Origin of the sequence: Sphingopyxis solisilvae, from assembly GCF_015475875.1 — a bacterium.
GTDB classification, from domain to species: Bacteria; Pseudomonadota; Alphaproteobacteria; order Sphingomonadales; family Sphingomonadaceae; genus Sphingopyxis; species Sphingopyxis solisilvae.
The window spans coordinates 72,829-92,026 of sequence record NZ_JADKYM010000003.1; the positions used below are offsets into that span (position 1 = coordinate 72,829).

The window sequence follows — 19,198 nt, forward strand, 5'->3', positions numbered from 1 at the left end:
CTGTCCGTTACAAGATAGGGCGATCGCGTTAAATGACAATGAGCCAATCAGGTCTTTTTGGCTCGATTCCGGCGCGGCGCAGCGGAAATCCGCCAGATCGACCTTGCCGGCCCGTCCGCCGGGTCAATCAGCAGCGCGCCGACCATCGCGCGCTTGCCATCCCGCATCGCGGCGATGACGCCGTCGAGCGCGGCGCCGCGCACGGAGAGTTGCGGCGCATTTGCCCGCAGACGCCGGGCGACGATGCGGCGGAACATTTCGGCCGGATAGGCTTCATCGCGGATGACCGCGATGTCGGCGTTATCGGGCCAGCCGGCAATCGCCCGGTCTACCGCCCAGTCGAGCGCCTCGTCGGCCTCGGCGAGCCAGGCGGCCGAGCGCGCTGCTGCGGCGGGATCGATGAAAGTCTGCGACTTCAGCGCCCGCCGCAACCGCGCCCGGTCGAAACGATCGTCGCTGTTCGACGGGTCGTCGACAAAAGGCAGGTCATGTTCGAGCGCGACATTGACCAGATCGCGCCGACGCCAGTGCAACATCGGGCGCAGGACGACGCCGTTGCGCGCGCGGACCGCCGCGAGGCCGCCGACCCCGCTGCCGCGGTTGAGCCGCATGACGATCGTTTCGAGCTGGTCGTCGGCGTGGTGCGCCGTGACAATATGGTCGAGCGCGTTGGCGCGGCGCCACTGGTCGAGCAGGCGGTATCGCTCGGCGCGGGCGGCGGCTTGCAACGAACCGCTGATCGGCGCAGCCGGTCGCAGCGTCGAATGGGGAATATGCTCGCGGCGACAAAAGCTCGCGACCATGCGCGCTTCCTCGTCCGAACCCTGGCGCAACCCGTGATCGATCGTCGCGGCCCACACCTGGCCGGGCAGCACCGTCGCCATCAGCCAGAGCAGCGCCATGCTGTCGGGCCCGCCCGAGACGGCGACGCCATAATGGAGGCGGTGCCAGTCGGCGCCGGCAAGCGCGCGAAGATCCCCGGCAAGCCGGTCCGCGCTGTCGCGGTCAGCAGCCTGCTTTTGCTTTTGCGGCGGCAGCATCGGTGCGGACATCCTGCGGCGCCTTGTCGCCATAGACTTCTTCGATCTCGCGGAACGCCTTGCAGGCGTCGGCCTTGCGGCCAAGCTTGTCGAGCGCGACGCCCATGTACATCAGGCTGTGCGGTGCGCGTGGCCCGCTGGGGCGGTCCTTGTAATTGTTGTAGAAAGCGACCGCCGCCAGGCTGGGCTTGCCTTCGTCAAGATAGGCGCGGCCCAGCAGATTCTGCGCGAAACTGGCGTGGCTGCTGTTCGGCCATTTGGTGACGACCTGTTTCAGCTGCGCCTGCGCTTCGGGGTACAGCTTGGCTTCCCACAGGCGAAAGCCATAGTCATAGGCGTCCTTGGTCTCGTTGCCGGTTGACGGAATTTCGACCTTCTTGACCTGTGCCAGCCGCGCGGCGCTGGTCGTTGCCGCGGCGGCGGGCTTGGTCTCGGCAATTGCCGGCGGCTTGGCGGCCGGGGTCGCCGAGGCGGTCGGTGTGGTGGCAGGTGGCCGAACCGGGGATGCCGCGATGCTGCTCGCAGGTGTCGCGGTGGCGGCCGGGTCGGCGAGCCGCCGGTTTACCTCGGCCTTGTACGCGGCGAACTGCTTTTCAAGCTCGCGCAATTGAAAGCTGTTCTGTTCGGTTTGAGCGGTCAGCGTCTGGAGCTGGCTTTCCAATGCATCGACGCGGGCCGTCAGGTCGATCACCGGCGCGTTGGTGCGGGCGCGTTCGCCGGGGGTGTTGTCTGGGGTGATCTCGCCTTCGAAAAAGGTCGGGCTGCCGCCGGGAAAAACCGACCGCTGCACCGCCCGCATTTCCTTTTCCAGCCGCTCGACCCGCTTGTCGATCGCGCCGCTTTGCGCTGCCGTCGGCATCGCTGTCACCAGCGCTCCCGTTGCTGCGCCAAGGAAAATAATCTGCCGCATCTTCATCTGCCGTTCGGCCCCCACCAATTAACCATTTTGCCGTTCATAACGCGCCAACGCGGCGCAGCGCAAACCCATTTCGGCCCGCACAGCTCCCGCCACCCTGAAATCCTGACGTTTCAGCCTTTCGGGGATGCCTTGCTCGCAGCCGCTGCGGGATTTTGTGCAACATTGCCCTCGGCCCGGGCGAGCAGGTCGGCGGGTTTCAGCGACACGCCCTTGACCAGCGTATCGGCCGGACCGATCGCCCCGACATCGCGGCCGCCGACCGTCACCTTAAGCGCCTGCGGGATGCTGGTACGCAGGGTGAATTGTTCGGCGTAGGCAGCCGGCACCTGATAGGTTTCGCCGGCGTCGAGCGTTCGCCAGTTTTCGGTCTTGCCGGCCGCATCGTCGAATCCGATCCATACCTCCGACTGCGCCGTCAGCACGACGGGGGCATCGCTCGCAATCGCGCCGGCGCCGCTTGCTGCCCCTCGGGCGGACGGCTCGGGCGCCGCGCCTTCGGGCGCTTCCGACGCATCGGCGGCGCGGTTCTGCGCCGCGATCAACGCCTCGCCGGGTTCGACCGACAGGAAACGCCAGACGCCATAAGCCGACGCGAGGAGGAGGGCGATGATGACCAGCGTCCAGGTCAGCCGCGCCGTCGGCAGTCGTGCCGGATCGGTCGGTTCATAGGCTTCGTAGAGCGGGCGGGCGCCGTAAGCGTCCTCCTCGATCTCGCGGCGCACCGCGGCGCCGATCTCTGCTTCGGGCAGATCGACGGCGCGGGCGTAGGCGCGCGCAAAGCCGGTGACATAGGTGCGCCCCGGAAGTTCGGAGAAATCCGACTTTTCGATCGCGGCAAGGTGGCGCTGGGTAATCCGCGTCCGCGTCGCCACATCGGCGAGCGACAGCCCCGCGGCCTCGCGCGCCAGCCGCAGCCGGTCGCCGGTACGCGTGATCGCCAGCTCGCCCTGCTCCGGGGCGACATCCTCGTCCGTCATTGCTGTCTCCGTGCCGGTCGTTTGCAACCCGGTTCGACCGTGTCAGCCGTTCATCGCATTGGGCACGGGCGAAAGTCAAATGAAGTTCGGCGGACGGACGGCTGAAAAGAAGCGCTAATACGCCCGTTTGAACAACCGTGGGTCAGAGGACATATTTGCTGAGGTCGGTGTCGCCGACGACATCGGCGAGCTGCTTGTCCACATAGGCGGCGTCGATCGCGAGCGTCGTACCCGTCATATCTTCGGCGCCGAAGCTGACCTCTTCGACCAGCCGCTCCATGATCGTCTGAAGCCGCCGCGCGCCGATATTCTCGACCCGCTCGTTGACCTCGGCCGCCAGCCTTGCGACCCGCGCGATGGCATCGTCGGTGAACGACAGCGCGACATTTTCGGTCTCGAGCAGCGCGACATATTGTTCGGGGAGCCCGGCGCGCGTTTCGCGCAGGATCCGAACGAAATCGCCCTCGGTCAGCGCGCTCAGCTCGACCCGGATCGGCAGGCGGCCTTGCAGCTCGGGCAGCAGGTCGCTGGGTTTGGCAACGTGAAAGGCGCCCGATGCGATGAACAGGATATGGTCGGTCTTCATCGGGCCATATTTGGTCGCCACCGTCGTTCCCTCGATCAGCGGCAGCAGGTCGCGCTGTACGCCTTCGCGGCTGACCGATCCGCCGCGCACGTCGCTGACCGCGATCTTGTCGATCTCGTCGAGGAAAACGATGCCATTGGCTTCGGCGTCGGCGAGCGCGACGCGCGCGACGTCATCCTGATCGAGGCGCTTGTCCTGCTCCTCCTCGATCAGCCGCGTCGCCGCCTCGATCACCTTCAGCTTGCGGCGCTTCTTGGGCGGGCCGCCCATCGCCTTGCCGAGCATTTCGGACAGGTTGATCATGCTCATCTGGCCGGGCTGGCCGGGGAGGTCGAATGGCATCGACGGCGCGTCGGCGATTTCGATTTCGATCTCGGTGTCGTCGAGATGGCCTTCGCGAATACGCTGGCGAAAGCTTTGGCGCGTCGCCTCGCTCGCGCCCTTGCCGGTCAGTGCATCGAGCAGCCGTTCCATCGCGGCTTCCTCTGCGGCGGCGCGCACCGCCTCGCGGCGGCGGTCCTTCTCCAACCGCACCGCTTCCTCGACGAGGTCGCGCGCGATCTGTTCGACGTCGCGGCCGACGTAGCCGACCTCGGTGAACTTGGTCGCTTCGACCTTAATGAAGGGGGCGTCGGCGAGCTTCGCCAGCCGGCGTGAAATCTCGGTCTTGCCGCAGCCGGTGGGGCCGATCATCAGGATATTCTTCGGTGTCACCTCGTCGCGCAATTCGGCTGACAGTTGCTGGCGGCGCCAGCGATTACGCAGCGCCACCGCGACCGCACGCTTGGCGGCGTCCTGGCCGATGATATGCGTGTCGAGCGCGGCGACGATCGCCTTGGGCGTCAGGTCCTTGTTCATCTGTTTTACGCCTGAATTTCGATGGTTTCTTGGGTGAACTGGTCGTTGGTATAGACGCAGATGTCGGCGGCGACCTGCATCGCCTTGCGCACCAGCACCTCGGCATCCTGTTCATATTCGGCGAGCGCGGTGGCGGCGGCGAGGGCGTAATTGCCGCCCGATCCGATCGCCGCAATGCCGCCCTTGGGCTCGAGCACGTCGCCATTACCGGTGATGACGAGCGTCACCTCCTTGTCGGCGACGATCATCATCGCTTCCAGATTGCGGAGATATTTGTCGGTGCGCCAATCCTTGGCGAGTTCGACCGCGGCGCGCAGCAACTGGCCGTTGTGGCGTTCGAGCTTGGCTTCGAGCCGCTCGAACAAGGTGAAGGCATCCGCCGTGGCGCCTGCGAAGCCGCCGATGACGCTGCCGTCGTGGAGGCGGCGGACCTTGCGCGCATTGGGCTTCATCACCGTCTGGCCCATCGACACCTGGCCATCGCCGATGATGACGACCTTGTCAGGGGTGCGGGCGGAAAGGATGGTGGTTCCGTGCCAGGGTGCGGCACTGTGCGCATGGGGTTGGGTCATGGCCCGCGATATGGGCGATGGGCGGCGGAGCCGCAAGGGGAGGGGGTGCCGATCAGGCGGGCCAGGTCAGCAGCGCGCGGCCGCCTGCGTCGATTTCGATGGTCGACGGATCATCGAGCAGCACCGCTTCGCCCAGCGCGACGGCTTCACCCGCAACGCGGCAACCGGCGGATAACGGAACGAAGGTCAGCTCGCCCTGCGCCTGCGCACGAATGGCGGGATCGACGGGCGCCGCGAGATGCGCAAGGTGGAAATGCGGGCCGCTGACCAGCATCCGATTGGCCCGCGGGTCGATCGTGGCATCGCGCGAATCATGGACCGGAGCCGGGTTCGCGACCTTCAGCCCCTCGTCCAGATGCAGTTCGCGCGGGCGACCATAATCATAGAGGCGATAGGTGCAGTCGACATTCTGCTGCACCTCGACCACCCTGAGCCCGGGGCCGATCGCGTGGATCGTGCCCGCCCGGTTGTAGACGAAATCATCGGCCTGCGACGGGCGCCAGTCGATCAGATCGACGATGCTGCCGTCAAGCGCGGCGGCGTGAAGTTCGGCGAGGCTGCTCGCGCGATTAAGGCCGACGCCGAGTTCGGCGCCGGGCTGCGCGTCGAGGATGAGCCAGCATTCCTCCTTGCCGCGCGGAAAACCCGCCGCTTGCGCCGCTTCATCGTCGGGATGGACCTGAATCGAAAGCCGCTCCGACGTGAAAAGAAATTTGACCATGATCGGCGCGTCGTCGCCGGCGGGATTCGCAAACCAGATTTCGCCGATCCGGCGACCGCCGAAATCGCCAAAAGCGCGCGGGATATCGGTGCGGCCCCACGGCTTTTCGATGATGATGGTTTCGAGGCGGGTCAGCATGCGTTCCCGATGCGGCCGGGCCGCGCGAGGGTCAAGCGAAGATCATCAAGCCGCGCGATGCAAGCGGTTGCTGCCATTGCCGTTCGGCTGGTCGAGCCACAGCCCGCGCGTGTCGTAGACGATCTTGTCGCCGCGTTCCTCGAGCGGGATCGATTTGAACAGGTCGTGATCGACGAGCACGATGAGCAGGTCGCAGCTCGCGAGCGCGCTGTCGAGATCGATCAGTTCGGCGCCGGTGCCCGCAAATTCCATCGGCAGGCCGCGGGCGTAAGGCTCGACGATGCGGATCTGCGGGCCGAATCGGCGCGCGAGCGCGGCGGCAACCTCGACCGCCGGGCTTTCGCGGAAATCGTCGATATTGGGCTTGAAGGCGAGGCCCAGGCAGGCGACCCGCGCCTGCGGATGCTGCGACACCAGCATTTCGGCGGCGCCGATGACATGCGCGGTCTTGGCGAGATTGACCTCGCGCGCGGTGCGGATCAGCCGGCTGTGGTTGGGCGCGCCGTGGACGAGGAACCAGGGATCGACCGCGATACAGTGGCCGCCGACGCCGGGACCGGGCTGCAGGATGTTGACGCGCGGGTGACGGTTGGCGAGACGGATAACCTCCCACACGTCGACACCCATATGCTCGGCCATCATCGACAGCTCGTTGGCAAAGGCGATGTTGACGTCGCGGTAGCTGTTCTCGACCAGCTTCACCATTTCGGCGGCGCGCGCCGAGGTGGTGACGCAGGCACCGCGCACGAACTGGCGGTAAAAGGTCATCGCGCGGCGCGCGCAACGGGGGGTGATGCCGCCGATGCAACGGTCGTTGTCGACCAGCTCGACGAGGATGCGCCCGGGCAGCACGCGCTCGGGGCAATAGGCGACAAAGATGTCGGCGGCGCCGGCGCAAGCGCCGGGGACTTTGAGGTCGGGACGCAACTCGGCGATCAGCGCGGCGACTTTTTCGGTGGTGCCGACGGGGGAAGTCGATTCGAGGATGACGAGATTGCCCGTCTTGAGCTTCGGCGCGATCGCACGCGCCGCCGACAGGACATGGCTGATGTCGGGGCGATGCTCGTCGTCGTGCGGGGTCGGCACCGCGATCACGAACACGTCGGCGGGCGCAACTTCGGTCGAGGCCACAAGCGTGCCGCGCGCAACGACACCCTGGACGAGCCCGTCGAGATCGACCTCCTCGATATGTACCTTGCCGCTGTTGACGGTGCCGACGACATGCTCGCTGACGTCGACGCCGGTGACGCGGCTCCCCGATCGTGCAATCAGCGCCGCGGTCGGCAGACCGATATAGCCCAGGCCGAGGACGGTGACATTCTGCTCGCTATCGATGGGCACGCGCTACAATCTCCGCAATTCGCTCCGCCGCGCGGCCGTCGCCAAAGGGATTATGGGCGCGCGCCATGGCGTTATAGGCCGCTTCATCGTCCAAAAGGCTGAAAATTTCGGAAACTATCCGATTTTTGTCGGTGCCGACGAGCCGCGCCGTACCGGCCGCAATCCCCTCGGGCCGCTCGGTCGTCTCGCGCATCACAAGCACTGGCTTGCCGAGCGAAGGCGCTTCTTCCTGCACCCCGCCGCTGTCGGTCAGCACCAGCGTCGATTCGCTCAGCAGCCGGACAAAGTGCGGATAATCGAGCGGATCGATCAGCGCGACATTGTCGAGACCGCCGAGAATCGGCTCCATCGCGCTGCGCACTTGGGGGTTGGGATGGACCGGGAAAATCACCGCGACGTCGGGCCGGGCGGCGATTCCGGCGATGGCTTCGGCGATGGCTTTCATGCCGTCGCCGAAATTCTCGCGGCGGTGCGACGTGACGGCGATGATACGCTTGCCGGCGAAGCGGCGGGCGAGTGGGTCGAGGCCCGCGGCGAGCGACGGCTCCTCGTCGATCCGCGCTTTGGTCGCGAGCAAGGCGTCGATGACGGTGTTCCCGGTGACATGGATATGATCCGCCGACACATTTTCAGCACGCAGCGCGGCGGCGGCGGTCTCAGTCGGCGCAAAATGTAGGTCCGCGACAGCACCAGTAACCTTGCGGTTCACCTCTTCGGGCCAAGGGTGGTAGATATTGCCGCTCCGCAGTCCCGCTTCGACATGGCCAACAGGAATCTTGCGGAAATAGGCTGCGAGCGTCGCGGCCATCGTCGTCAGCGTATCGCCATGCACGAGAATGCGGTGGGGCTTTTCGGCGTCAAATGTTTCGCCAAGCCCGACGACGAGCCTTGCTAGCAGCCCGTCTAGCGATTGTTTGGCCTGCATGACGTCAAGGTCGACATCGGGCCGTATCTGTGTGATTTCGAGCACCTGATCGAGCATCTCGCGGTGCTGCGCAGTGACGCAGACGCGCGCGTCGAGTCCGCTCTGCGCACGGAGTGCGTGGACAACCGGGAACATCTTTATCGCTTCCGGACGCGTACCGAAAACGGTCATCACCTTCATACCAAATCTCCTGACTGAAAGCGCGGCCGCGACCGGCGACGGTTATCGATACGCGATCGCGCCGTAGTCGGCAAAGCTTGTAACACCCTTAACCTACGATCATCGCGGCCGATTTTCCGAATTGACGACATCAATGCAACAATTGCGCAATAAAGCTGTATATTGCCTCGCGGAACGGCGGAGGCTAGGTGGTCCGCGACGCGGTGGCCGCTGATCCTGCGCTCGATAAATATTTGGAAGTTGTTGATTTTCATGTTCTGGAAGCGTAAGAGTAAGCCGGTCCCGCCGCCCCCGGCCAGTTTCTCCATCCCGGCAGGGCAGCGCGTCTATGCGATCGGCGATATCCACGGGCGCGACGACCTGTTCGGCGAATTGATTGCGCTGATCCGCGCCGACAATGCCGCCCTCGGGTCGGCGCACGTCAGCCTCATTCTGCTCGGCGATCTGGTCGACCGTGGCCCCCAGTCGGCCGAAGTGGTCGAACGCGCGCTCGGCCTGCGTGGCGAATTCGACGAGTTGCGGTTGCTTATCGGCAATCATGAGGAATGTTTCCTGGCGGCCTTGACGGGCGATGTTCGCCGTTTACGCTATTTCATGCGCATCGGGGGCGAAGCGACCGTGCGAAGCTATTGGAAAGACGACGTCAGCTTTTTCGAAGCCAGTTTCGAGCAGGTTGCGGAGCGGCTGCCTGACATGGTGCCGCCGGAGCATGTGCAATTTCTGGGGAGCGGCGAGGATGTTATCGAGATCGGCGACTACATCTTCGTTCACGCGGGTATCCGCCCCGGCGTGCCGATCGAGAAACAGGCGCTCGGCGACTTGCGCTGGATCCGGCACGAATTCCTCGATGACGAGCGCGACCATGGGGCGATGATCATCCACGGTCACACGATCTACGATGACGTCGACGAGTGGCCCAATCGCATCGGGATTGATACCGGCGCCTATAAATCAGGCGTCCTTACCGCGATCGCTCTGGAAGGAAGGGAGCGTCGCTATTTGAAAACGACGAGCGAATGACGGAGCGCTGGTCTTTCCATCGCGACAATTTGTCGATCCGGCTTGTTAGGGCGGCAGGCCGCTTGAATCGTGGCTTTTTCGTCACTAGGCGGCCGGCCAAACCGGGGACGTCCCGCTCGCCGCAAAAGGTTCACGGATTACCCGGACTGTCCCCGGTATCATGTTTGTCCTTGGGAATGATGCAGGTTGCCACTATTAACCCTTTGCACAAACTGAACATTCGCCCCGCCTGATGCAGGGTTCGAAAGGGTTGAGAATGGATATTTGGGAGGGTCAGCCCCTTGTGCTGCGCGAACGCGCCATGGTCCAGGTGACACAGTGGCTTGCCTGGCTCGCGGACCTGCCGCGCCGTCGCCGCCAGCAAGTGGCGATACTGGTGGATGCCGTTCTGTGTGTCGTCGCGGTTTGGATCGCTCTTTCGCTGCGGGTCGGCGAATGGGAGTTGTTTACCAGACCTGTGTTCATTCTGTCTGCTGTCGGCCTGAGCTTATGGTTTCCCGTCGCATGGCGATGGGGGGTCTATCTCTCGCTCATCCGTTTTTCGGGCGGCCGGACTATGATGGGGCTGGCGATCGCGTCCGGAATATTCGCGATTCCGATGGTGCTGATATTCATGGTAGTCGGTATCTCCGGGATTCCTCGCACGATGGGTTTGCTGCATCCTATCATCTTTCTCGCGCTCCTTGCCGTCAGCCGGATGGCGATCCGGTTCGCGCTGGTCGACATATTGCATCGGGCCAACGGCGGCCGCGACCTGCGCCGCGTACTGATCTATGGGGCGGGAAGGGCCGGGCAGCAACTCTCGCTTTCGCTGCGCCACGAACCGCATGTCCAGGTGCTGGGCTATATCGACGACGATGCCCGCTTGAACGGGCAGCGGCTCGACGGCATTCCGATCTATTCATCCGACCGCCTTGCCTGGGCGATCCGGACGCTGATGATCGACGAAGTGCTGATCGGCCTCCCGCGCATTTCGAGGGCGCGCCGCAGGGAAATCATCGATGCGCTCCAGAATTTCCAGGTGCAAGTGCGCGTGCTGCCGAGCCTCAGCAGGATCATCGACGGCGAGGTTTCGGTCAACGACTTGCGGGCCGTCCAGATCGAGGACTTGCTCGGGCGCGATCCGGTGGCGCCGAATACGCTGCTGATGGGGCGCAACATTGCGGGCAAGACCGTGCTCGTTTCGGGGGCGGGCGGGTCGATCGGCAGCGAACTGTGCCGGCAGATACTGAGCTTTCTGCCGCATCGCCTGATCCTTGTCGATCAGTCCGAATTCGCGCTCTATGCCATCAACGACGAACTCACGGCCGCTGCGGCGCAGGTTGACGGTCCGGCCATCGAGATCATCCCCGAACTGGGGAATGTCACCGATCGGCATTCCATTTCGCGCATCTATTTGCGCTGGAAGCCGGATACGGTCTTTCATGCAGCGGCGTACAAACATGTCCCGTTGGTCGAGGCCAATCCTATCGCCGGCTTGCGCAATAATATCTTCGGCACGCTCTACAGTTGCCTCACTGCGGAGGAGGTGGGCGTCGCCACCTTCATCCTGATCAGCACCGATAAGGCCGTGCGGCCGACAAACATCATGGGGGCATCCAAGCGCGTCTGCGAACTTATCCTGCAGGCACGGTCCGCCAGGCCGAGCTCGACGGTTTTCACGATGGTCCGGTTCGGCAACGTCCTGGGGTCGAGTGGGTCGGTCGTGCCTCGTTTCATGGCGCAAATTCGCGCCGGGGGGCCGGTTACGCTCACGCACCGGGACATTACTCGATATTTCATGACCATTCCGGAGGCGGCACAACTCGTGATCCAGGCGGGCGCGATGGCGAAGGGCGGGGAAGTGTTTGTGCTCGACATGGGTCAGCCGGTGCGCATCCGCGACCTTGCCGTGTCGATGGTTCGCCTGTCGGGCCTTTCGGTACGTGACGACACCCATCCCGACGGCGACATCGAAATTTGCGAAATCGGGATGCGGCCGGGCGAAAAGCTCTACGAAGAATTGCTGATCGGCGAAAGTCCGCAGCCGACGATGCACGAGCGCATCATCCGTGCGAGCGAAACGATGTTAGATTGGGACGATCTCGATCGCGCGCTGTTGGCCTTGTCCGGCCATCTGGAGCGCGGCGATGCGGCTGAGGCACTCGATATCCTTCGCGAACTGGTGCCGGAGTATGCGCCGCCATCCGGCCATCCGGCGATCCAGGCGATGGCGGGGTAGGATTGACAGGCTTTGCGACCCGTCACAACGATCCAAAAACATGCTGGCGCCTCCTGAAACTATATCCTATGGGCTGCCCTCCCCGCATCCCTCGGCGGGTCATCCAAACAACAAAATAGAGAAGGCGTTTCACGGATTTCCATGCTGATTGCGAAGACGATTTCGGCCACGGGCCAAGGGGAACGCGACGCGCTACGCTGGCTTTTGCCGGCGACGGTGCTGCTTGCGATGCTCTTGGGTGGTTCGTCGCGGGCCGACATCCTGTCGCTTCTGATCCTGCGACCGCTGTCGGCTCTGCTATTTGTTTACGCCGTCTATCGTCACTGCGGTGCGGCCTGGCGGCGGTCGCCGGGGCTGATGACCTTGGCGGGCGGCATCCTGCTGCTGGCCATCGCGCATGTCGTGCCGCTTCCCCCCACGCTGTGGTCGGCGCTACCGGGGCGACAGATCGTCGTCCAAGCTTTTGAGGTGGCGGGCATGCCACTGCCTTGGCTGCCGCTGTCGATGTCACCTGCGGCCGCATGGAATGCCCTGTTCAGCCTGATGTTGCCGCTCGCCGCGTTGATCCTCGCGCTTGCGGCTAATCCCGACGACCGGCTTCGCGCCCTCAAATGGGTGATGGTGATCGGCCTCGTTAGCGGCTTTATCGGCTTGCTTCAGATTTTGGGGCCGCCGCGCGGGCCGCTCTATTTCTACAAGGTGACCAACACGGGCGCCGCGGTCGGTTTTTTCGCCAACCGCAATCATCAGGCTATCCTTATGGCGAGCCTGTTTCCGCTTTTGGCCATGTATGCGACGCTCGCGGACAATTCGCGCGGGCGGCTGCAGTTCCACCGTGGCATCGCTATTGCGGCCGCCATGTTTATTACGCCGATGATCCTCGTGACCGGGTCACGAAACGGCCTCATGCTCGGCGTCATCGGCTTGGTTCTCGCAATCTGGGTGTATGGCAGAGGGGCGGAAAAGCTTTCCGGCAAGCCCGCGACGGCGCGCTGGCGCCGATGGGCGCCCTATGGCGTTGTCGCTATGTTGGTCGGACTGTCGCTGCTGACGGTGGTCGCAGCGCGCGGCGTCGCGTTCCAACGGCTCGTCAGCCTTGACGCGTCGCAGGATCTGCGCCTGAAGGCACTGCCGACAGTCGTCCAGATCGCGCGCGACACCTTCCCTTGGGGAAGCGGCCTCGGGAGCTTCGACGAGGTGTATCGGCAATATGAGCCCTCGCGATTATTGTCGCCTAATTACTTTAATCACGCCCACAACGACTGGCTGGAGATTTTGATGACCGGCGGTTTGCCGGCGGTGCTGCTTTCGGGGATCGCGATCATCCTGTTCGCCGTCGCCGCAATCGCCGTGCTGAGGCAGAAGGAGAGGGGGCTTTCGCGCCGCCGGATGCTGATCTCGGCCCGTTGTGCGATCGCGATTTTACTGTTGCTTGCCATTGGCAGCATTGCCGAGTACCCGGCACGGACACCCTCGCTGGCCGTGCTTGGGGCATTGTGTGCGGCCGCCCTGAGCGGTGTCCGCAAAATCGACACGGACGGTTCCTCTCGCGATCGTCGGACCGCGTCGAACCGGAATCGTGATACCGGAGAAATTTGACCATGATGCGTGCCATTTTCGCGGCTGTTCTTCTCGCTGCGGCGGGCGGCTGCGCGTCAATCCCGCGGCTTCAGTCGAACGAATTTATCCAGGTTGTGGACGCCGCGGAGCTTCCACCGCCGGTCGCAGCCCATATGGAAAGCGGGTACCGGATCGGCTTATATGATCGCCTGCTGGTCGACGTGCTGGGTTTCGAGGAATTGAGCAAGCGCGAGTTTCAGGTCGATGCCGCGGGCAATATCTCGCTTCCGATCGCCGGAGCGGTACGCGCCGCCGGCCGTACGCCGGATGAGGTCGCGCAGGATATCGTGACGAAGATGCGCGTGGGCTATATCCGCAATCCGCAAGTTTCGGTGAACCTGTTCCAGTCGACGAGCCAATATGTCACCGTTGAGGGGCAGGTGGCGGAGCCCGGTAATTATCCGCTGGTCGATGACATGACGCTGATGCGCGCGGTCGCCGCGGCGAAAGGCCCCTCGGAATTCGCCAAGCTTGACGACGTCGTCGTTTTCCGCACGGTTGACGACAAGCGGATGGTTGCGCTTTATAACTTGGCGGCTATCCGTCGCGGTCACTATGGCGATCCGCAGCTCTATGCGAAGGATGTCGTCGTGGTGGGAGACTCGCCGGGCCGCAGGCTTTTCACGCGAATCGTACAGGCCTCTTCGCTGATCACCGCGCCGATCATCGCGCTGGTTAGCAGCAATGCCCTTTAGTCCCGCACCATCCTGCACCATGGCCTTGTCGGAATGAGCAATACAATGAACCGAATCCCCTTCGAATTGCCGGGTCAGGAGGCCGCGGTTACGAAATCCGGCGCGGAATCGGTCGAGCCGCCGCTGGTGCTCCAATATTGGAGCATGGCGCTGCGCCATCGCTGGGTCGTGCTCGGCATCATCATCGGTTCGATCGTCGTCGGAATTCTCGCGACCCTGCTTGCGACGCCGCAATATTCGGCGACGTCGCGCATCGAGATTTCGCGCCAGCAGCAACGCATCACCAACGTGCAGGGCGTGGAATCCGAAGAGACCGGCCGCGACCTCGAATTCTATTTCACTCAATATTCGCTCCTCGAAGCGCGCTCGCTCGCCGAACGCGTGTCGCGCCAGCTCAACCTGCCGCGCAACGAAGCCTTTTTCGCGGCGCATGGCGTCGAGCCTGAAGGCGGGGCGCTGCTGAATATTGGCGGCGACCGCCCGCTTGACAGTGCGGCACTCGCCGAGCGGCAGAATCTGGTGGTCGAGACGCTGCTCAACCACGTCGGGGTCAATCCGATCCGCAGTTCGGCGCTCGTCGACGTCAGCTATTCGAGTGCGTCGCCGTCGCTTTCGGCCCAGATTGCCAATGCGTGGGTTCAGCAGTTCATCGCGCAAAGCATGGACCGGCGGTTCGAATCGACGGCCGATGCGCGTCGCTTCCTTGAGACGCGGCTGGACGGCCTGCGGCAGCGGGTCGAACAGTCCGAGCGCGATCTGGTAAACTATGCGTCGCGGCGCGGCATCGTCCGCCTGCCGCAGGAGTCCGATGGACCTAGCCGGAACATGGATACGCTGGCGGGCAGCAACGTGCGCCAGATCAGCAATGCGCTGGCGCAGGCCACAGTTGCGCGCGTCGATGCCGAAGGAAAGCTCGATGCGGCGCGCGTGCGGCGCGCCAACGAAGCGGCGCTGCAGAACCCGGCGCTCAACGAATTGCGGAAGCAGCTGGCCGAAGTCGAAAGCGAATATTCGCGGGCGCTGGTCCAATTCGAGCCTGAATATCCGGCGGCGAAGGCGCTGCGCGAAAAGGCGGACTCGCTGAAGCGCAGCATAGCGGCCCAGGAAGGCCGCGCGGTCGAAAGCTATGTGAGCAATTACGAAGCAGCTGCGAAGCGTGAAGACGCGCTGAAGGCGCGTCTCGACAAGCTGCTCGACCAGCTCAACCGGGAACAGCGCGACAGCATCCAATATAATATCTACCAGCGCGAGGCGGATACCAATCGCCAGCTGTATGACGGCTTGCTGCAGCGCTACAAGGAAATCGGCGTCGCGGGCGTCGGCGCAAACAATATCTCGGTCGTCGATGCCGCGACGGTGCCCGAGCGCCCGTCGTCACCGCGGCTGGCTATCAACCTGCTGATGGCGCTGGCCGCCGGTTTAGCGCTTGCCGCCGCCGCCGTGTTCGTCCTTGAAAACCTCGACGAAGGCCTGCGCGAACCCGACCAGGTTCGCCAGCGCCTCGGCCTGCCGCTGCTCGGTGCAGTGCCGATAATCGAGGACGGCAATGTCCGCGACCTGCTTGCCAATCCGAAATCTTCGCAATCGGACGCCTATTTTACGGTTCGGACGAACCTTGGTTTCTCGACCGATCATGGCGTGCCGCAGTCTCTGATGACAACGAGTACGTCGCCGTCGGAAGGCAAGTCGACGACCAGTTTTGCGCTGGCGACGATTCTGGGGCGCACCGGACGCAAGGTAATCCTGATCGACGCCGACTTACGCAAGCCTACGATTAACAAATATTTTGATGCGGAAAACGAGTTCGGTACTAGTAACTATCTAGCAGGCGACGACAATCTAGACGTTCTGATCCAGCCGACCACGCATGCGAACCTGAGCTTCATGGCATCGGGGCCGCAGCCGCCGAACCCAGCGGAACTGCTTGGTGGGCGTCGCCTGCAGCAGTTGATAGCGGAACTCCGCAAGCGTTTCGATCATGTTATCGTCGATAGCCCGCCCATGCTGGGCTTCGCCGACGCACCGCTGGTCGCGAACGCCGTCGAGGGCGTGGTCTATGTCGTCGAATCGCAGCGGACGCCCGTGCGCGGCGCGACGCTGGCGCTGCGTCGGCTCGCGGAAGCTCACGCCCGTGTATTTGGTGTCGTGCTTACGAAATATCGTGTCAATCAGGCAGGCTATGCCTATGGCTATGGCTATGGCTATGGCTACGGTTCCGACGCTCGGGACAAAGCCGACGCTGAGGAAAATTGATCGGTGCGAAAGGGATATTCGTTCCGGAGCCGGGTGGGCAAGCGAGCGAGCGTCGTTCCGCTCCTTCTTGCGATTCGACAGGGTCTGACACCCGCGACCGTCGTGGTGCTGACCGTTGCTATCGCCCTCGCTTGGCTTGCTTTCATGAATGCCCGCGTTGGTGTCAGGCTTCAGCTGATGCCGGACACAGCTATGGGCGCTGGCTTCGACCCGATGCGATCGCGGCTCTCTGCGCTTGAGAAGCGGCAGGCGGAGCCTGGCTTCAAGGACCAAGCTGCAGCGATCGCGCTGGCGAGGGCTGCTTTGCGTCAATCGCCGATGAATCCCCGCGCGCTGCGGATTCTTGCCATTGCCGACGTCCAGGGCGGGAGGGCCGATCTTGCGGAAGGCAAGATGGTGATGGCGGACCGCCTGTCGCGTCGTGACGGTGCGACCCAGTTGTGGCTCGCCGACCGGCGCGGACGTCAGGGCCGGATCGGCGACGCCTTGCGTCATATCGACGTGCTGCTGCGAACCAGCCCCGAGGCGCAGGCGCCGTTGCTCGAACGCCTGGCTGGCGCGCTGGCGCTTCCCGAGGCGAGGGCGGCGATCAAGCCGATGATAGTCGCTGACACGCCGTGGATTGAATCCTTCTTCGCGATCGCGGTCGACCGGTCGCCGACCATGGTGCCGCTGGCCGAACTGGTGGCGTCGCTGCGCGAAGGTCCCCGCGTCGATCGGCTGGAGGGCAGCTATGCCTCGCTCGTCTATCGTCTGGCGGGGGAGCAGCAATATGACCTGATGCGCAAGGTCTATACGAAGTTGCCCGCCGCGCGCGCCCGCGACCTATATGATGTCAGCTTGCGATCGGCCGTCGATCCCAAGGGTTATCGCCCCGTGATATGGGATTTTGGTTCGCGATCGGACCGCGGCGCGGCAATGCTTGGGCCGGACGAGGCGGAGTTTTTTGCGATGACCGACGTTCGCGGGGTTGCCGCGAGCAAGGCGGTTTTTCTGAAATCCGACGGGCAGGCACTGCGCTTCCGGAAGAAGGAAGGGACTGTCGGCGATGGCGCGGCGGCGTTCTGGCGCGTCACCTGTGTCCTCGGCCGCGTGGCTAAATCGTCGGTTCAGAGCCGCAATCTGCTCGAAGTGCCGGACGGCACCGTCCTGAGCCTCCCGTTTCCTGTGGGCTGCCGTGCAGCGCAGATAGAGGTGGTCGTCGATGGCGCGATGCGCCGCGATCCGACACGCGTCGTCCTGTCGGATATCGGGTTGTCGCGCTAATAATTCGGGATTCCCAGTTTTTCCCGGCCGTTGGCCGTAGCTTAATGGAATGGCAGATGCCTCGCGTTTCGGTTGTTGTCCCAGTGTATAATGCCGAGAAGTATATCGGCGAGACGTTGCGCTCGATCAGCAGCCAAACCTTTGCCGATTTCGATGTCCACGTCGTCGACGATTGTTCGACGGACGGCTCCGCCGAGATCGTCCAGGCTTTTTGCGCCGCGGACGGTCGGTTTTCTTACCATCGTTCGCCAAGCAACTTCGGCGGCCCCGCGGGGCCGCGAAACCTGGGGATCGAGAAGTCGTCCGGCGAATATGTCGCCTTCTGCGATGCTGACGATGTGTGGGTGGCCCACAAGCTGGAGACACAACTGGCCGTCGCCGACGAAACGGGAGCCGATGTCGTGTCGGCTATCGTCAGAGATTTTCACGACGGCGAGGAACGCGAACCCGTCGCGGCGCCTTCGGGCGCAGTGCCGCGTTCCGAAATCTCGCACGCGCGTTTGTTGCTGAAGAACTGGATTGCGCTTTCCAGCGTCGTCGCGCGCCGCTCCGCGCTCTCCGCTGCCGGGCCGTTTAACGCGGCGCGAACGCATGTCGCAGTTGAGGATTTCGACATGTGGCTCCGCATCACCCATAACGGCGGGCTCGTCGTGAGAGTGGGCGTCCCTCTGGTCCACTACCGGAAACTTCCGACGTCGATTTCGGCAAGTAAGACGATGATGATACGCAAGGCGCTGAACATAATTGGGGACGATTATGCGCGACGCGGGAAAGGTGCACTGTTCAAGATGCTGCGTCCGGTCCACTGGGTCTTGTATGTCGGCACCTCGGCCTGGATGCGCGCCGTTCGGCGCGAGCTTTGACGGCTGAACGCCGGCGCTAAGGAGAATGTGAAATGATGTCCCCCTATGACTCCAAAAGGATACTGGTGACCGGGGCCGCGGGTTTTCTGGGCAGCCACCTGTGCGAGCGGCTGGTCGATCAGGGGCATGAGGTGCTGGGCATCGACAATTATTTTACGGGCCGCCGGGCGAACGTCGCTCATCTTCTCGGCAAGCCGAACTTCGAAATGATGCGTCACGACGTGACCTTTCCCCTCTTCGTCGAGGTCGACGAAATCTATAACCTCGCCTGCCCGGCGTCACCCGTACATTATCAATATGATCCGGTGCAAACGACGAAGACCAGCGTCCATGGCGCCATCAATATGCTGGGCCTGGCCAAGCGGACGGGTGCGAAGATCCTGCAAGCATCGACATCGGAGGTTTATGGCGACCCCGAGCAACACCCCCAGACCGAGGAATATTGGGGCAATGTGAACCCGATCGGCCCGCGATCCTGCTATGACGAGGGGAAGCGCTGCGCCGAGACGCTGTTCTTCGACTATTATCGCCAGAACAACGTCCGCATCAAGGTTATGCGCATTTTCAACACCTATGGCCCGCGGATGCATCCCGAGGATGGCCGGGTCGTGTCGAATTTCATCATGCAGGCCCTGACCGGCCAGCCGATTACGATCTATGGCGACGGCTCGCAGACGCGCTCTTTCTGTTATGTCGATGACCTGATCGAAGGCATGATCCGGCTGATGAATTCGCCCGACGAGGTGACGGGGCCGATCAATATCGGCAATCCGGGGGAGTTCACGATCCGCCAGTTGGCCGAAAAGATCGTCGAGATGGTCGGTGCCGATGCCGAATTGGTATTCAAAGACCTGCCCGTCAACGATCCGATGCAGCGCAAACCGGACATCGGCAAGGCGATGTCGTTGCTCAACTGGCAGCCGACGATCGTGCTGGAGGACGGCCTTGGTAAAACGATCGATTATTTCCGGTCGTTGATAAACGAACGTCAAAGCAAGTGAAT

The 19,198-nt window shown here is 63.4% G+C and carries 16 protein-coding genes; 8 read left to right on the forward strand and 8 right to left on the reverse strand.

Annotated features, from left to right (window positions below; genetic code table 11):
- Window positions 1-47: 47 nt before the first annotated feature.
- From tilS to wecB, 8 genes are all read right to left on the reverse strand, one after another.
- Window positions 48-1,052: a tRNA lysidine(34) synthetase TilS gene (gene tilS, locus IR187_RS03440; RefSeq protein WP_194953316.1), complete on the reverse strand. Its 1,005-nt coding sequence runs from the start codon at window positions 1,050-1,052 to the stop codon at window positions 48-50.
- Window positions 1,006-1,956 carry a tetratricopeptide repeat protein gene (locus IR187_RS03445; protein WP_194953317.1) on the reverse strand — a complete coding sequence of 317 codons (951 nt, stop codon included), beginning with the start codon at window positions 1,954-1,956 and terminating at the stop codon, window positions 1,006-1,008. Before IR187_RS03445 ends, tilS begins: the two co-directional genes overlap by 47 nt.
- 113 nt (window positions 1,957-2,069) lie before the next feature.
- Window positions 2,070-2,936, reverse strand: coding sequence for a helix-turn-helix domain-containing protein (locus tag IR187_RS03450; RefSeq protein WP_194953318.1), 867 nt, complete (start codon window positions 2,934-2,936; stop codon window positions 2,070-2,072).
- A 142-nt stretch (window positions 2,937-3,078) separates the two neighbouring features.
- On the reverse strand, window positions 3,079-4,380 hold the full coding sequence (hslU, locus tag IR187_RS03455) for an ATP-dependent protease ATPase subunit HslU (RefSeq protein ID WP_194953319.1): 1,302 nt from the start codon (window positions 4,378-4,380) through the stop codon (window positions 3,079-3,081).
- Window positions 4,381-4,385: 5 nt separating this feature from the next.
- Window positions 4,386-4,952 (reverse strand): ATP-dependent protease subunit HslV, encoded by a 567-nt coding sequence (hslV, locus tag IR187_RS03460; protein WP_194953320.1) that lies wholly within the window; start codon window positions 4,950-4,952, stop codon window positions 4,386-4,388.
- Window positions 4,953-5,004: 52 nt separating this feature from the next.
- A complete protein-coding gene (locus IR187_RS03465; protein ID WP_194953321.1) occupies window positions 5,005-5,811 on the reverse strand; it encodes a class I mannose-6-phosphate isomerase in 807 nt (268 codons plus the stop codon).
- Window positions 5,812-5,856: 45 nt separating this feature from the next.
- Entirely contained in the window at window positions 5,857-7,152 is a 1,296-nt protein-coding gene (wecC, locus tag IR187_RS03470) for a UDP-N-acetyl-D-mannosamine dehydrogenase (protein ID WP_194953322.1), read from the reverse strand.
- Window positions 7,139-8,257 carry a non-hydrolyzing UDP-N-acetylglucosamine 2-epimerase gene (gene wecB, locus IR187_RS03475; protein WP_194953323.1) on the reverse strand — a complete coding sequence of 373 codons (1,119 nt, stop codon included), beginning with the start codon at window positions 8,255-8,257 and terminating at the stop codon, window positions 7,139-7,141. The genes wecC and wecB overlap by 14 nt, the downstream gene beginning before the upstream one ends.
- 252 nt (window positions 8,258-8,509) lie before the next feature.
- Between wecB and IR187_RS03480 the strand changes: the two genes are divergently transcribed.
- The 8 genes from IR187_RS03480 to IR187_RS03515 all read left to right on the forward strand — a co-directional run bounded on the left by IR187_RS03480 (window position 8,510) and on the right by IR187_RS03515 (window position 19,196).
- A complete protein-coding gene (locus IR187_RS03480; RefSeq protein WP_194953324.1) occupies window positions 8,510-9,277 on the forward strand; it encodes a metallophosphoesterase family protein in 768 nt (255 codons plus the stop codon).
- 232 nt (window positions 9,278-9,509) lie between these two features.
- Window positions 9,510-11,498 (forward strand): polysaccharide biosynthesis protein, encoded by a 1,989-nt coding sequence (locus IR187_RS03485; RefSeq protein ID WP_228765514.1) that lies wholly within the window; start codon window positions 9,510-9,512, stop codon window positions 11,496-11,498.
- Between the two features lie 141 nt (window positions 11,499-11,639).
- Window positions 11,640-13,097, forward strand: coding sequence for an O-antigen ligase family protein (locus IR187_RS03490; protein WP_194953325.1), 1,458 nt, complete (start codon window positions 11,640-11,642; stop codon window positions 13,095-13,097).
- 2 nt (window positions 13,098-13,099) lie between these two features.
- Window positions 13,100-13,813, forward strand: coding sequence for a polysaccharide biosynthesis/export family protein (locus IR187_RS03495; protein WP_194953326.1), 714 nt, complete (start codon window positions 13,100-13,102; stop codon window positions 13,811-13,813).
- Between the two features lie 45 nt (window positions 13,814-13,858).
- The gene (locus IR187_RS03500; protein WP_194953327.1) at window positions 13,859-16,066 is read left to right on the forward strand and encodes a GumC family protein; all 2,208 of its coding nucleotides are present in this window, start codon (window positions 13,859-13,861) and stop codon (window positions 16,064-16,066) included.
- Window positions 16,067-16,384: 318 nt separating this feature from the next.
- Window positions 16,385-17,332: a hypothetical protein gene (locus tag IR187_RS03505; protein WP_194953328.1), complete on the forward strand. Its 948-nt coding sequence runs from the start codon at window positions 16,385-16,387 to the stop codon at window positions 17,330-17,332.
- A gap of 44 nt (window positions 17,333-17,376) precedes the next feature.
- Window positions 17,377-18,195, forward strand: a complete 819-nt coding sequence (locus IR187_RS03510) for a glycosyltransferase family 2 protein (RefSeq protein ID WP_194953329.1) — start codon at window positions 17,377-17,379, stop codon at window positions 18,193-18,195.
- 32 nt (window positions 18,196-18,227) lie between these two features.
- Window positions 18,228-19,196: a UDP-glucuronic acid decarboxylase family protein gene (locus IR187_RS03515; RefSeq protein ID WP_324187633.1), complete on the forward strand. Its 969-nt coding sequence runs from the start codon at window positions 18,228-18,230 to the stop codon at window positions 19,194-19,196.
- Window positions 19,197-19,198 lie beyond the last annotated feature (2 nt).